This is a genomic window from Thermomonas flagellata (genome assembly GCF_022419185.1).
Taxonomy (GTDB): Bacteria; Pseudomonadota; Gammaproteobacteria; order Xanthomonadales; family Xanthomonadaceae; genus Thermomonas; species Thermomonas flagellata.
Window position 1 is genome coordinate 18,694 of sequence record NZ_JAJOZK010000007.1, and the last position, 12,211, is coordinate 30,904.

At 72.0% G+C, this 12,211-nt stretch carries 10 protein-coding genes; 9 read left to right on the forward strand and 1 reads right to left on the reverse strand.

The genetic code is table 11. The annotated features are described in order from the left end of the window. Window positions 1-3 precede the first annotated feature (3 nt). Genes ML340_RS07770 through ML340_RS07785 form a run of 4 tightly spaced genes read left to right on the forward strand, consistent with a single transcriptional unit; the run spans window position 4 to window position 2,963 of the window. Window positions 4-375 (forward strand): GntR family transcriptional regulator, encoded by a 372-nt coding sequence (locus ML340_RS07770; RefSeq protein WP_240098403.1) that lies wholly within the window; start codon window positions 4-6, stop codon window positions 373-375. After that, window positions 372-1,235, forward strand: a complete 864-nt coding sequence (locus ML340_RS07775) for an ABC transporter ATP-binding protein (protein WP_425608296.1) — start codon at window positions 372-374, stop codon at window positions 1,233-1,235. Before ML340_RS07770 ends, ML340_RS07775 begins: the two co-directional genes overlap by 4 nt. Further along, a complete protein-coding gene (locus ML340_RS07780; RefSeq protein WP_240098407.1) occupies window positions 1,232-2,215 on the forward strand; it encodes an ABC transporter permease in 984 nt (327 codons plus the stop codon). Before ML340_RS07775 ends, ML340_RS07780 begins: the two co-directional genes overlap by 4 nt. Window positions 2,216-2,249: 34 nt before the next feature. Next, window positions 2,250-2,963, forward strand: a complete 714-nt coding sequence (locus tag ML340_RS07785) for a DUF2884 family protein (RefSeq protein WP_240098409.1) — start codon at window positions 2,250-2,252, stop codon at window positions 2,961-2,963. A 33-nt stretch (window positions 2,964-2,996) separates the two neighbouring features. On the opposite strand, the gene ML340_RS07790 is transcribed toward ML340_RS07785, so the two are convergent. After that, window positions 2,997-4,427 carry a class II fumarate hydratase gene (locus tag ML340_RS07790; protein ID WP_240098411.1) on the reverse strand — a complete coding sequence of 477 codons (1,431 nt, stop codon included), beginning with the start codon at window positions 4,425-4,427 and terminating at the stop codon, window positions 2,997-2,999. Between the two features lie 81 nt (window positions 4,428-4,508). Here ML340_RS07790 and purB point away from each other — a divergent pair, with 81 nt between their 5' ends. The 5 genes from purB to sucB all read left to right on the forward strand — a co-directional run bounded on the left by purB (window position 4,509) and on the right by sucB (window position 12,206). Next, window positions 4,509-5,876: an adenylosuccinate lyase gene (gene purB, locus ML340_RS07795; RefSeq protein ID WP_240098413.1), complete on the forward strand. Its 1,368-nt coding sequence runs from the start codon at window positions 4,509-4,511 to the stop codon at window positions 5,874-5,876. Window positions 5,877-5,878: 2 nt separating this feature from the next. After that, window positions 5,879-7,081: a cupin domain-containing protein gene (locus tag ML340_RS07800; protein ID WP_240098415.1), complete on the forward strand. Its 1,203-nt coding sequence runs from the start codon at window positions 5,879-5,881 to the stop codon at window positions 7,079-7,081. Then, the gene (locus ML340_RS07805; protein ID WP_240098417.1) at window positions 7,078-7,989 is read left to right on the forward strand and encodes a GNAT family N-acetyltransferase; all 912 of its coding nucleotides are present in this window, start codon (window positions 7,078-7,080) and stop codon (window positions 7,987-7,989) included. The genes ML340_RS07800 and ML340_RS07805 overlap by 4 nt, the downstream gene beginning before the upstream one ends. A gap of 140 nt (window positions 7,990-8,129) precedes the next feature. Next, on the forward strand, window positions 8,130-10,964 hold the full coding sequence (locus ML340_RS07810) for a 2-oxoglutarate dehydrogenase E1 component (RefSeq protein ID WP_240098419.1): 2,835 nt from the start codon (window positions 8,130-8,132) through the stop codon (window positions 10,962-10,964). Between the two features lie 33 nt (window positions 10,965-10,997). Continuing rightward, window positions 10,998-12,206: a dihydrolipoyllysine-residue succinyltransferase gene (gene sucB / locus ML340_RS07815; protein WP_240098421.1), complete on the forward strand. Its 1,209-nt coding sequence runs from the start codon at window positions 10,998-11,000 to the stop codon at window positions 12,204-12,206. Window positions 12,207-12,211: the final 5 nt, after the last annotated feature.

The window sequence follows — 12,211 nt, forward strand, 5'->3', positions numbered from 1 at the left end:
GCCATGACCGGCGTGGAATGGAGCGAGGGCATCCCGATCTACCGCCAGCTCAAGGAGCGGGTGATCGCGATGCTGCTGGACGGCGCGCTCAAGCCCGGCGACGCCCTGCCCTCGGTGCGCCAGGTGGCGGCGGAGTACCAGCTCAACCCGATCACGGTCTCGCGCGCCTACCAGGAACTGGTGGACGAGCAGTTGGTGGAGAAGCGCCGCGGGCTGGGCATGTACGTGACCGAGGGCGCCACCGCGCGCCTGCGCCAGAGCGAGCGCGAGCGCTTCCTGCGCGAGGAATGGCCGCAGGTGCTCGAGCGCATGCAGCGGCTGGGGCTGGACCCGGCCGAACTGCTCGATCCGCAATCCAAATGGGGGCACAAGTGAACACGCACGTGATCCGCGCACGCGGCCTGCGCAAGGCCTACAAGCACACGCTGGCGCTGGACGGCGCCAGCTTCGAGATCCCCGCCGGGCGGATCGTCGGCCTGATCGGCCCCAACGGCGCCGGCAAGACCACCGCGCTCAAGGCCATCCTCGGCCTGATCCCGTTCGAGGGCGAGCTGGACGTGCTCGGGCGCGACCCGCGCACCCAGCGCGATGCGCTGATGAACGACGTCTGCTTCATCGCCGACGTGGCCGTGCTGCCGCGCTGGATCACGGTGGCGCAGGCGATCGACTTCGTCGCCGGGGTGCACCCGCGCTTCGATGCCGCGCGCTGCCGGCGCTTCCTGGAAGGCACCCAGCTCACGCCCAAGATGAAGGTGCGCGAGATGTCCAAGGGCATGATCGTGCAGCTGCACCTGGCGCTGGTGATGGCGATCGACGCCCGCCTGCTGGTGCTGGACGAGCCCACCCTCGGCCTGGACATCCTCTACCGCAAGCAGTTCTACCAGCGCCTGCTGGAGGACTACTTCGACGAGCACAAGACCATCCTGGTCACCACCCACCAGGTCGAGGAGATCGAGCACATCCTGACCGACGTGATGTTCATCCGCGGCGGCAAGGTGGTGCTGGACGCAGCGATGGACAGCCTCGGCGAGCGCTACACCGAAGTGCTGGTCAACGCCGACCGGCTGGAGGCCGCGCGCGCGCTGCGGCCGATCGACGAGCGCAGCCTGCCGTTCGGCAAGAGCGTGCTGCTGTACGACGGCGCCGACCCGGCGCGCCTGGCCGAGCTGGGCGAGACGCGCACGCCCGGCCTGGCCGACCTGTTCGTCGCCACCATGAAGGGGACCTACGCATGAACACCGCCACCCTCACGGCCTCCGGCCGCTTCAAGACCCTGCTCAAGCGCGAATACTGGGAGAACCGCGGCGGCTTCCTGTGGGCACCGCTGATCGCCGGCACCGTGGTCAGCACCCTGGCCTTCCTCGGTGCCCTGGCCGGCAGCCTCACCGCCCATCAGAAGGGCGTGCGCTCCGGCATGGTGATCGACGATGCGAGCCTGCAGGGCGACAAGCTCAACGCCGTCATCGGCGGCATGGGCGACGGCATGCTCATGGCCGGCATGGTGCTCAGCGCCGTGGTGCTGGCGTTCGTGGTGTTCTTCTATGCCCTCGGCAGCCTGTACGACGAGCGCAAGGACCGCAGCGTGCTGTTCTGGAAGTCGCTGCCGGTGTCCGACACCGAGACGGTGCTGTCCAAGCTGGCCTGGGCCGTGCTGCTCGCGCCGCTGCTCGCGATCGCGGTCGGGGTCGTGGTGGGCCTGGCGCTGTGGGTCATCACCGCGCTGACCCTGACCGTGAACGGGCTGCCGGCCGGCTTCGCGGTGTTCACCCACTCCCACCCGCTGCGCGTGATCGGCTACCTGCTCGGCCTGCTGCCGGTCTACGCGCTGTGGTCGCTGCCGACGGTCGGCTGGCTGATGCTGGTCTCCGCCTGGGCGCGCAGCAAGCCGTTCCTGTGGGCCGTGCTGGTGCCGGTGCTGGCCGCGGCCACGATCAGCCTGCTCACCGGCATCCTGGGCCTGAACATCGACCTCGGCCGGGTCTGGTACGTGATCTACCGGCTGCTGCTGAGCGTGGCCATGGGCAGCTGGTTCCCGGCCGCGCGCGGGTTCGACGACCGCGTCCAGATCCAGGGACCGGACGAACTGAGCCGCGTGCTCGACCTGACCCGCAGCCTGCACGCACTGGCCACCGCCGACCTCTGGATCGGCGCCGCAGTCGGCGTGGGCATGGTCCTGCTCGCCATCCGCCTGCGCCGCTGGCGCGACGACGCCTGAGCCTGCGCTCCCCCTGCCTTCGAGGAATCCGACCATGCGCCGCACTCCGCCGATTTCCTTCGCCCCATTCGCTCCCTTCGTTCTCGCCGCCGCCCTGCCGCTGGCCGCCTGCAGCCCCGCGGGCGGCCCGCCCCCGCCGCCCGCGGCCGGCCAGCCCGCCGCCGGCAGTGGCGGATCCTCCAACCTGATTGGCCGCAAGGTCGAGGAGGCACTGGCACAGGCGCGCAAGGAGCTGCGCGAGGGCAACATCAGCCTCAACGGCGATCTCGCCATCGATGTCAATGGCCACCGCGTGCGCCGCCCGGACGCGGCGCTGCCGAAGGCCGAGATCACCCCGCAGGGCGACCTGCTGGTGGCCGGCAAGCCGGTGGCGATCGACGCCGCCCAGCGCCGGCAGCTGCTGGACTACCGCCAGCACGTGATCGCGCTAGCCGAGGCAGGGATGGCGATCGGCGGCAAGGGCGCCGACATCGCCGGCGAGGCGGTCTCCGGCGCGCTGTCGGCGGTCTTCGGCGGCGAGCAGGCGCGCCAGGACTTCGAGCGCCGGATGCAGGCCAAGAGCGACCAGATCGAAGCCGAGGCACGCAAGCTGTGCGTGCAGCTGCCGCCGCTGCTGGCGCTGCAGCAGTCGCTGGCGGCCTCGCTGCCGGCGTTCAAGCCCTACGCCACCATGACCCAGTCCGACATCGACGACTGCAGCAAGCACGGCAAGGGCAGCGGGGTGGCGGTCACCGCCGCCGGCGGCTGATCGCGGCGGCAGATGCGGCAGGCGCCGCGGCGGTCATCCCCCGCCGCCGGCGCCGCTGCCGATGCCGCCACGGGTCAGCGCGGCCGGATCCAGCAGCCGGCGCAGGCGGGCTTCGTCCAGCCCGCTGTCCTCCAGCGCCACCGCCAGCACCGGGCGGCCTTCGGCGTAGGCGCGCTTGGCGATCGCCGCGGCCTTCTCGTAGCCGATCACCGGGTTGAGCGCCGTCACCAGGATCGGATTGCGGTCCAGCGCGGCGGCCACGACCTCGGTGCGCACCTTCAGCCCGGCGACCGCCTTATCGGCCAGCGCGCGCATGGCGTTGGCCAGCAGCGCCAGCTGCTCGTCGAGGTTGCAGGCGATCAGCGGCAGCATCACGTTGAGCTGGAAGTTGCCGCTCTGGCCGGCCACCACGATCGCCTGGTGCAGGCCGATCACCTGTGCGCAGACCATGCACAGCGCCTCCGGGATCACCGGGTTGACCTTGCCCGGCATGATCGAGCTGCCCGGCTGCAGCGCCGGCAGTTCGATCTCACCCAGGCCGGCCAGCGGCCCGGAGTTCATCCAGCGCAGGTCGTTGCCGATCTTCATCAGCGCCACCGCCAGCGCCGCCAGCTGGCCGGACAGCTCCACCAGGTCGTCCTGCGCGGCCAGCCCCTCGAAGGTGTTGCCGGCCTGCTCGAACTTGGCGCCAGTGGCGGCCGCCAGGGCCTTGGCCACGCGCTTGCCGAACTTCGGATGGGCATTGATGCCGGTGCCGATGGCGGTGCCGCCGATCGGCAGCCGGCGCACGCGCTTCAAGCTGTCCTCGATCCGCGCCTGCGCGGAGGACAGTTGCGCCGACCACGCCGAGAACTCCTGCGCGAAGGTCAGCGGCATCGCATCCATCAGGTGGGTGCGCCCGGTCTTGACGGTGCCGGCCAGGGCCTTGCCGCGGCGGTCGATGGTCTTGCGCAGGTGCGCCAGCGCCGGCAGCAGCGCCTGCCGCGCCTCCACCACCGCCATCACCCGGATGCTGGTCGGCACCACGTCGTTGCTGCTCTGGCCGAGGTTGACGTGGTCGTTGGGATGCACCGCCAGCCCGGTGGCCGCCGCCGCGAGGTGGGCGATCACCTCGTTGGCGTTCATGTTGCTGGAGGTGCCCGAGCCGGTCTGGTAGCGGTCGATCGGGAACTGGTCGGCATGCGCGCCGGCGGCGATCGCGGTGGCCGCCTGCACGATGGCCTCCGCGCGCGCCGCGTCCAGCAGCCCGAGGTGGCCGTTGACCACCGCGGCGGCGGCTTTCACCAACGCCAGCGCACGCAGGAACGCCGGCGGCAGCGGCCGCCCGGAGATGTGGAAGTTGTCGAGCGCGCGCTGGGTCTGCGCGCCCCACAGCGCGGCGGCGGGCACCTGCAGCGGGCCCATGCTGTCGTGTTCGGTGCGCAATCCGCTGCCCGGCTTGCGGTGGGAAGTGCGGGTGGCCATGGCCTGCTCCGGTGGACGATGGCCGGAGCATAGCCGCGCCCGGGGTTAGAATCGTGCATTGCCCTGCACCCGCCGGATGCCATGAGCGCGACTGCCCTGACCGCCCTGTCCCCGCTGGACGGCCGCTACGCCGGCAAGGTGGACCCGCTGCGGCCGATCTTCTCCGAATACGGGCTGCTCCGGGCGCGGGTGCAGGTCGAGGTGGAATGGCTGCTGGCGCTGGCCGCCGAGCCGGGCATCCCGGAGCTGGCGCCGTTCTCCGCGGCCGCCGTGGCGCGCCTGCGCGCGCTGGCCGCGGGCTTCTCGGTGGACGACGCGGCGCGGGTGAAGGCGATCGAAGCCACCACCAACCACGACGTCAAGGCAGTCGAATACTTCCTCAAGGAACGCCTCAAGGACGATGCCGAGCTCGGGCCCGCACTGGAATTCGTGCACTTCGCCTGCACCAGCGAGGACATCAACAACCTCTCCTACGCGCTGATGCTGCGCCGGGCGCGGCAGGAGGTGCTGCTACCGAAGCTCGACGCGCTGATCGAGGCACTGCGCGCGCTGGCGCACGAATACGCCGCGCTGCCGATGCTCGCGCGCACCCACGGCCAGACCGCCTCGCCCACCACCGTCGGCAAGGAGCTGGCCAACGTGGTGGCGCGCCTGCGCCGCCAACGCGAGGTGCTGGCCGGGCTGCCGATGCCGGGCAAGATCAACGGCGCGGTCGGCAACTACAACGCCCACGTGGCGGCCTACCCGGACCTGGACTGGCCGGCGTTCTCGCGCCGCTTCGTGGCCTCGCTCGGGCTCGACTGGCAGCCCTACACCACCCAGATCGAGCCGCACGACGGCATCGCCGAGCTGTGCGATGCCTGCAAGCGCATCGACACCATCGCGATCGACCTCTGCCGCGACCTCTGGGGCTACATCGCGCTGGGCTACTTCCGGCAGGCGGTGAAGGCCGGCGAAGTCGGCAGCAGCACCATGCCGCACAAGGTCAACCCGATCGACTTCGAGAACGCGGAAGGCAACTTCGGCATCGCCAGCAGCCTGTTCGAGCATTTCGCCGCCAAGCTGCCGATCAGCCGCTGGCAGCGCGACCTCACCGATTCCACCGTGCTGCGCGCGCTGGGCACTGCCTTCGGGCACATGCTGATCGGCTTCGACGCCCTGCAGCGCGGGCTGGGCAAGCTCAGCGCCGACCCGGCGCGGCTGGCCGCCGACCTCGACGCCAGCTGGGAAGTGCTGGCCGAGGCGGTGCAGACGGTGATGCGCCGCCACGGGCTGCCGAACCCCTACGAGCAGCTGAAGGCGCTGACCCGCGGCCAGGGCATCAGCGCCGAATCGATGCGCGCCTTCGTCGAGACGCTGGACCTGCCGGCGGCCGACAAGCAGCGCCTGCTGGACCTGACCCCGGCCGGCTACACCGGCCTGGCCGAGCGGCTGGCGCGGGAGATCTGAGCATGCCTGCCGCCCGCCGCCGGCCACTGCCGATCGAAATCGACGCCGCCGCCGGCCCCTTCCCGCTGGGCATGCCGCCCGCGCGCTTCCTGCGCGAGTACTGGCAGAAGCGCCCGCTGCTGATCCGCAACGCGTTCCCCGGCTATGTCGCGCCGCTGGAACCGGAGGACCTGGCCGGGCTGGCCTGCGAGGAGGGCGTGCTGGCGCGCCTGATCCAGCACGACCGCGCCCGCGATGGCTGGCGCGTGCGCCACGGGCCGTTCGCCGAGGACGACTTCCCCGGCCTGCCCGACCACGACTGGACCCTGCTGGTGCAGGACATGGACAAGTGGGACGCCGACCTGCGTGCCCTGCTCGACCACTTCGCGTTCCTGCCGCGCTGGCGGATCGACGACGTGATGGTGAGCTTCGCCGCCACCGGCGGCTCGGTCGGCGCGCACGTGGACCAGTACGACGTGTTCCTGCTGCAGGCCCGCGGCCACCGCCGCTGGCAGATCGACGCCGGCCCCAACCCGCCGCTGGACTTCCGCCCGGACGTCGAGCTGAAGCTGCTGCAGCGCTTCACCCCGACCCACGACTGGGTGCTGGCGCCGGGCGACATGCTCTACCTGCCGCCGGGCGTGCCGCACCACGGCATCGCCGAGGACCCGTGCCTGACCTTCTCGGTCGGGATGCGCGCGCCGGCCGCCGCGGAACTGCTGGGCGACTACGTGGACACCCTGGCCGCCGAGGCCCCGGACGACCTGCGCTACGCCGACCCGGACCTCGCCCCGCCGGCGGATCCGTGGGAGATCGACCGCGCCGCCCTGCGCCGCGCGGTGGCCGCGCTGCAGGCGCTGCGCATGCGCGATCCGGAACAGTTGGCGGACTGGTTCGCGGGCTTCATCACCCGCTATCGCAACGCGATGGAACCGGCCGGCGACGGCGTGGTACCGACGCCCGAGACGCTCGCCGCCGCGCTCGCCACGGGCGCGCGGCTGGCGCGCCATCCGTGGTCGCGCATGGCCTGGCGGCGTGCGGCGCGCGACGCGCGGCTGTACGCCGGCGGCCAGGTGCTGGCGATGGGCGTGCGCGATGCCGCGCGCCTGGCCGCCGCCGACACCCTCGACGGTGCCGACTGGCAGCGGCTGGGCGCACGCGGGCGCGCTGCGGTGTGCGCCCTGCTCGGCGCCGGCCATTACCGCGTGGACCACGCCCCGGCATGAGCCGCGATCCCGGCCCGGTGCGGGTCGAGGCGGTGGACTACGCCGCCGCCGCGGCGCTGCGCGCGGTGCGCGAGGAGGTCTTCGTGCGCGAGCAGGGCGTCCCGGCCGCGCTCGAGCACGACGCGCTCGACCCTGCCTGCCTGCACGTGCTGGCCCGGCTGGAGGACGGCACGCCCGTCGCCACCGGCCGGCTGGCACCGGACGGCCGCATCGGGCGGATGGCGGTGCGCGCACCCTGGCGCCGCCAGGGCGTCGGCGCGGCGGTGCTGTGGGCGCTGCTGGAGCTGGCGGCGCGTCGCGGCGATGCCGGCGTGCACCTGCACGCCCAGCGGCCGGCGCAGGCGTTCTACGCCCGCCATGGCTTCCGCGCGCAGGGCGAGCCCTTCCGCGAGGCCGGCATCGACCACCAGGCCATGGCGCTCCGCCTGGATGGGCCGCTGGCGGTGGCCGATCCGCGGCAGGCGCTGGCGCTGTCGGCGCGGATCGTGCTGTCGGCCCGGCGCGCGCTGTGGATCCGCAGCCACGCGCTGGATCCGGGGCTGTTCGACCGCCCGCCGCTGCTGGCCGCGCTGCGCCGCTTCGCCACCGCCGGGCGCGGCGGCGAGGTGCGCATCCTGCTGCACGATGCCGCCGCCCCGCAGCGCGCGCTGGCGCCGCTGCTGGCGCTGGCGCAGCGGCTGCCGAGCGTGTTCCGCTTCCGCGAGCTGGTCGATCCGGTCGACCGCGAGGATCCGGCCGCGTTCCTGGCCAGCGATGCCGGCGGCTACTACCTGCGCCGCCGCGGCCAGCCAGTCGAGGGCGAAGCCATGCTCGCCGCGCCCGCGCGGGTGCGGCCGCTGCAGCTGGCGCATGCCGAGGCCTGGGAGCGCGCGCGCCCGGTCAGCGAATACCGCGCGCTCGGCCTATGAGGGTCGCCAGCCCGTGATGGTGCAGTGCGAAAGAGGCAGGGCGTATAATGCCGGCCCCTTCACGCACGTATTCATCCGCCTGCGGACGCTCGGCCGAACCCAGCCGGATCAATGCCTTGCACCAGCCACGCCCCCACGCCATGGCGGATAGCCTCCTGAAGCAGTTTGCGCGGTCCTCCCAGCTCGGCGCCAACGCCGCCTACCTCGAGGACCTCTACGAGCAGTACCTGGTCGCCCCCGACAGCGTGGACCCGCAGTGGCGGCGCTACTTCGACGAGCTCAAGGGCCGCGAGGCCGGCGACGTCCCGCATTCGGCGGTGATCGCGCGGATCGAGCAGGCCGCGCGCGCGGCGGCCAACGGCACCTGCCCGCCCGCCGGCGCTGGCGACGAGCGCGAGCGCGCGGTCGGACGCCTGATCACCGCCTACCGCTCGCGCGGGCACCTGGCCGCCAACCTCGACCCGCTGGGCCTGGCCACCAAGCCCGACGCCCCTGACCTCGGCCTGGCCTTCCACCGCCTCGGCGAGGCCGACCTCGGGGTGGAATTCAGCACCGGCGGCGTGGGCGGGCACGCGCGCATGCGCCTGGGCGACCTCTTGGCGCGCCTGCGCGCGACCTACACCGGCAGCATCGGCGCCGAGTTCATGCACATCACCGACGCCGAGCAGCGGCGCTGGATGTACGAGCGCCTGGAGGCCGCCGCCGGCGACTTCGGGCGCAGCCGCGAGCAGAAGCGGCGCATCCTCGAGCGCCTGACCGCGGCCGAGGGGCTGGAACGCTACCTGCACACCAAGTACGTCGGCCAGAAGCGGTTCTCGCTGGAGGGCGGCGAGAGCCTGATCCCGATGCTGGACGTGTTGGTGCGGCGGGCCGGCGAGGGCGGGGTCAAGGACGTGGTGCTGGGCATGGCCCATCGCGGCCGCCTGAACGTGCTGGTCAACACCCTCGGCAAGCCGCCGCGCAAGCTGTTCGACGAGTTCGAGGGCAAGTTCGAGCACGTCCGCGGCGAGGACCACGCGCACACCGGCGACGTGAAGTACCACATGGGCTTCTCCAGCGACCTCGCCACCCCGGGCGGTCCGGTACACCTGGCGCTGGCGTTCAACCCCTCGCACCTGGAGATCGTGGACCCGGTGGTGACCGGCAGCGTGCGCTCGCGCCAGCTGCGCCGCGGCGACCAGGCCCGGCGCCAGGTGCTGCCGGTGCTGATCCACGGCGATGCCGCGTTCGCCGGGCAGGGCGTGGTGATGGAGCTGTTCCAGATGTCGCAGGCGCGCGGCTTCGCGGTCGGCGGCACCGTGCACATCGTGATCAACAACCAGGTCGGCTTCACCACCAGCGCCGCCGAGGACGCCCGCTCCACCCTGTACTGCACCGACGTGGCCAAGATGGTCGGCGCGCCGGTGCTGCACGTGAACGGCGATGACCCGGAGGCGGTCGCGTTCGTCACCGAGCTGGCGCTGGATTTCCGCCAGGCGTTCGGCAAGGACGTGGTGATCGACCTGGTCTGCTACCGCCGCCACGGCCACAACGAGGCCGACGAGCCGGCGGCGACCCAGCCGGTGATGTACCGGAAGATCCGCGCGATGCCGACCACCCGCGAGCTGTACGCGGCGCGCCTGGACGCGGAGGGCGTGGTGCCCGCGGCCGAGGCGCAAGCGATGGTCGAGGCCTACCGCGCGCGCCTGGACGCCGGCGAGGTCACCACCGAGCTGGCGCCGCCGCAGCCGGATGCCCTCACCGTGGACTGGACGCCGTACCTGCGCGCGCACCTGTCCGACCCGGTCGACACCCGGGTGCCGCGCGCGCGCCTGGACGCGCTGGCGCAGCAGATCAACGCCATCCCCGACGGCATCCGCCTGCACCCGCGGGTGGCCAAGATCTACGAGGATCGCCGCAAGATGGCCGCCGGCGAGCTGGCCGGCGACTGGGGCTTCGCCGAGAACCTGGCCTACGCCACCCTGCTCGACGAGGGCTACCGCCTGCGCCTGGTCGGGCAGGACAGCGGGCGCGGCACCTTCTTCCACCGCCATGCGATCCTGCACGACCAGGACACCGACGCCTATTACCTGCCGCTGCGGCAGCTGGTGCAGAACCCGGAGGACGTGACCATCATCGACTCGCTGCTCAGCGAGGAGGCGGTGATGGCCTTCGAATACGGCTACGCCACCGCCGACCCGATGACGCTGGACATCTGGGAGGCGCAGTTCGGCGACTTCGCCAACGGCGCGCAGGTCGTGATCGACCAGTTCCTCGCCGCCGGCGAGGCCAAGTGGGACCGCCTGTGCGGGCTGGTGCTGTACCTGCCGCACGGCTACGAGGGCCAAGGCCCCGAGCACAGCTCGGCGCGCCTGGAGCGCTTCCTGCAGCTGTGCGCGCTGGAGAACATGGTGGTGTGCGCGCCGACCACCCCGGCGCAGGACTTCCACATGATCCGCCGGCAGATGCGGATGGGCACCCGCAAGCCGCTGGTGGTGATGACGCCCAAGTCGCTGCTGCGCCACAAGCTGGCGGTCTCCAGCCTCGACGAGTTGGCCAACGGCCAGTTCCAGCGCCTGATCCCGGACACCACCGCGACCGCCAAGAAGGTGCGCCGGGTGGTGCTGTGCTCGGGCAAGGTCTACTACGACCTGCTGGAGGAGGCGCAGAAGCAGGGCATCAAGGACGTGGCGCTGGTGCGGGTGGAGCAGCTGTATCCGTTCCCGCGCCCGGAGCTGGCCGCCGAGCTCAAGCGCTTCGCCTCCGCCACCGAGGTCGTGTGGTGCCAGGAGGAGCCGCAGAACCAGGGCGCGTGGTACCAGATCCAGCACCACCTGCGCGCCTGCCTGCAGCCCAAGCAGACCCTCAGTTACGCCGGGCGCGCGCGCTCGCCCTCGCCCGCCGCCGGCCACCTGGCCGAGCACCTGGCCGAGCAGATCCAGCTGGTCGCCGACGCCCTGGTCAATCCGCTGGCCACACAGCACGCCGCCGAATAACCCCCGCCACCCGCCTTCCGACAGGACGCCCGCATGGCCACCGAAGTCAAAGTTCCGGTCCTCCCCGAATCCGTCTCCGACGCCGTGATCGCGGCCTGGCACAAGAAGGCCGGCGAGGCGGTCAAGCGCGACGAGAACCTGCTCGACCTGGAGACCGACAAAGTCGTGCTCGAAGTGCCGGCGCCGGTGGACGGCGTGCTCAAGGAGATCAAGTTCGACACCGGTGCCACCGTCACCAGCCAGCAGGTGATCGCGGTGATCGAGGAAGGTGCCGTGGCCGCCGCGCCGGCGGCCACGGCCGCGACCGCCGCCCCCGCCGCGCAGGAGCCCCCCAAGGCCGCGGCTCCGGCCCCGGCGCCCGCGGCCCCGGCCAAGGCGGCGCCCGCCGCTGCCGCGGAGCTGCCGCCGGGCGCGCGCTTCGCCGCCGCCACCAGCGGCGTGGACCCGGCCGAGGTGACCGGCACCGGCCGCCGCGGCATGGTCACCAAGGAGGACATCGTCAACTACGCCAGCGGCAAGACCGCAGGCATCGCCGGCGGCGCCCGCCCGGAGGAGCGGGTGCCGATGACGCGCATGCGCGCGCGCATCGCCGAGCGCCTGATGCAGTCCAAGAACTCGATCGCCATGCTGACCTCGTTCAACGAGGTCAACCTCGGCAAGGTCATGCAGATGCGCAAGGAGCTGGGCGAGCAGTTCGAGAAGGCCCACGGCATCAAGCTCGGCTTCATGAGCTTCTTCGCCAAGGCCGCCGCCAACGCGCTGCAGAAGCACCCGATCATCAACGCCTCGGTGGACGGCAACGACATCATCTACCACGGCTACGCCGACATCAGCGTAGCGGTGGCGACCGACAAGGGGCTGGTGACGCCGGTGCTGCGCAACGTCGAGCGCATGGGCTTCGCCGAGATCGAGAAGGGCATCGCCGGCTTCGCCAAGGCCGCGCGCGAGGGCGGGCTGAAGCTGGAGGATCTGCAGGGCGGCACCTTCACCATCACCAACGGCGGCACCTTCGGCTCGCTGATGTCCACTCCGATCGTGAATCCGCCGCAGAGCGCCATCCTCGGCATGCACGCGATCAAGGAGCGCCCGATCGCGGAGAACGGGCAGGTGGTGATCGCGCCGATGATGTACATCGCGCTGAGCTACGACCACCGCATCATCGACGGAAAGGACGCGGTGTTGTTCCTGGTGGACATCAAGAACCAGCTCGAGAACCCGCACCGCATGCTGCTCGGCATGTGACCGCG

Excerpts from the sequence above, each read along its gene's own strand:
- ML340_RS07770 (WP_240098403.1), top strand. The coding sequence starts at position 4 with ATGACCGGCGTGGAATGGAGCGAGGGCATCCCGATCTACCGCCAGCTC.
- sucB (WP_240098421.1), top strand. The coding sequence starts at position 10,998 with ATGGCCACCGAAGTCAAAGTTCCGGTCCTCCCCGAATCCGTCTCCGAC.
- ML340_RS07805 (WP_240098417.1), top strand. The coding sequence starts at position 7,078 with ATGAGCCGCGATCCCGGCCCGGTGCGGGTCGAGGCGGTGGACTACGCC.
- ML340_RS07780 (WP_240098407.1), top strand. The coding sequence starts at position 1,232 with ATGAACACCGCCACCCTCACGGCCTCCGGCCGCTTCAAGACCCTGCTC.
- ML340_RS07810 (WP_240098419.1), top strand. The coding sequence starts at position 8,130 with ATGGCGGATAGCCTCCTGAAGCAGTTTGCGCGGTCCTCCCAGCTCGGC.
- purB (WP_240098413.1), top strand. The coding sequence starts at position 4,509 with ATGAGCGCGACTGCCCTGACCGCCCTGTCCCCGCTGGACGGCCGCTAC.
- ML340_RS07800 (WP_240098415.1), top strand. The coding sequence starts at position 5,879 with ATGCCTGCCGCCCGCCGCCGGCCACTGCCGATCGAAATCGACGCCGCC.
- ML340_RS07785 (WP_240098409.1), top strand. The coding sequence starts at position 2,250 with ATGCGCCGCACTCCGCCGATTTCCTTCGCCCCATTCGCTCCCTTCGTT.
- ML340_RS07790 (WP_240098411.1), bottom strand. The coding sequence starts at position 4,427 with ATGGCCACCCGCACTTCCCACCGCAAGCCGGGCAGCGGATTGCGCACC.